We start from the raw sequence: 1472 nt of genomic DNA, 5'->3' as shown, positions 1-1472 counted from the left end.
TTGCAGCCGTGCTTTCTCGCGGTCGAGACGACGGATCTGAGGCTGGCGAAGATTTGAGCGCCGGCGAGGGTTCGGAACGAGCCCGAGATTTTCATTCTGACCTTCATCATCCGGAGGTCCTGCTCGGCCAGGTTGTTGGTGAAGGGCACGTCGAAGTCGGTGAGGAAGCGCAGGGTTTCGGTTTGGAAGGTCTTCAGCCTGTGGAGCAGATTGTAGCCCGGGCGATGCTTGATGCGCCCACCTCGGGAGGGTTTTGTCGCGAGCTTCGGCAATTGGCGATGGAAAGCGAAGCCGAGCCGAACCGCCGCCCAGAAGCGCTCGAGGAAGGCCGCCCGTTCCTCGGGGGCGATTGCGCGGGCGCCGGCCTCGCGGGCCCGGTCGACCGCGAGACGGGCCGCCAGCAGCACGTCGCGCATGAGTTCGGCCCAGGGCTCGTGGTCGAACTCGATCAGGCTTTGGAGTTCGCGCACGATATGAGCGTTGCAGAAGGCGTGATCGACCGTGTCGAGCCGGCGATAGGGCAGGAAGTGGTCGTGCACGACGACGCCCCCTTGCAGATCCTCGGGGATCGCGCCGCGCTTTTCGTCGGCGCGATAGAAGGTGAAGGCGAGGCTCGACGTCGTATGCAGCCATTGCAGCTTGCCTGCGATGCGAAACCCGGTTTCGTCGAGATGGCGAACCTTCGCCTGCGCCACCCGCTCGCCGATGAACCTGTAGACCTGCCGCAGCGCCTGCGCCTTCTTTCCGACCCAGGCGACGACGCTGGCCGGACAGATCAGCGGCGCGCCGAACAGATCGCTCAGCGCCTGCGCGGTCCGATCCTCGGGGATGAGTTGCTGGATGTTGAGGTAGACCGCCGCCGCCTTGATGCGCTCGCCATACTGGGCGGCCGAGACCACGCCGTCGGGAAACGCGGCCTTGGTCACGCCGCGGCAATGGCCGCAGCGGTAGATGGAGGCCTGGTGTTCGGTGACCAGGAGCGGGCGCTCGACGAGATCGAACACCTGGCGCTTCTCGATTCCCCCGGCCGACTTCGGATCGAGCGCCCGGCCGCAATGGCCGCACGCGCACGCCTCGTGCCGGACCACGCGATCCGGATCGGCGACCTGCCGCAACGTGCCGCCCTCGTGGCCCGTCTGGCCGCCGCTCGCCTTGCCCGAGCGGCCGCGCAGGCTGCCCGGCAGGCGAGGCTTCTTCTTCAACCCGTCGCTCGAGGGCGGCTTGGAACTCGTCGTGCTGTCCAGATCCAGTCGCCGACGAAGCTCGGCGTTCTCCGCCCGCAGAGCCGCGTTCTCCGCCCGCAGATCGGCGACCTCCCCGCGAAGCGCGGAAATCTCGCTCCGAAGCGCTTCGACCAGCGCCTGAACCTCGGCAGGGACAACCATCCCCACCTTGACTCACGTTTCGCCCCGCCGCGTCTCGCAAAATCCGCCGCCACCCGACGAGCGCACCCAACCTGTGACAATTCGGAC

1 protein-coding gene is annotated in these 1472 nt (G+C 67.1%); it reads right to left on the bottom strand.

Annotation, left to right across the window (positions count from 1 at the left end; genetic code table 11):
• Positions 1-1385, bottom strand: a 1385-nt coding sequence (gene tnpC / locus DFR50_RS31120) for an IS66 family transposase (protein ID WP_210209102.1), incomplete at its 3' end; no start/stop codon positions are given.
• Between the last annotated feature and the right edge of the window lie 87 nt (positions 1386-1472).

This window comes from Roseiarcus fermentans (genome assembly GCF_003315135.1).
In the GTDB taxonomy this organism is placed as follows: Bacteria; Pseudomonadota; Alphaproteobacteria; order Rhizobiales; family Beijerinckiaceae; genus Roseiarcus; species Roseiarcus fermentans.
Note: the sequence above shows the minus strand (reverse complement) of the source record. Positions and strands in the feature narration are given on the sequence as shown.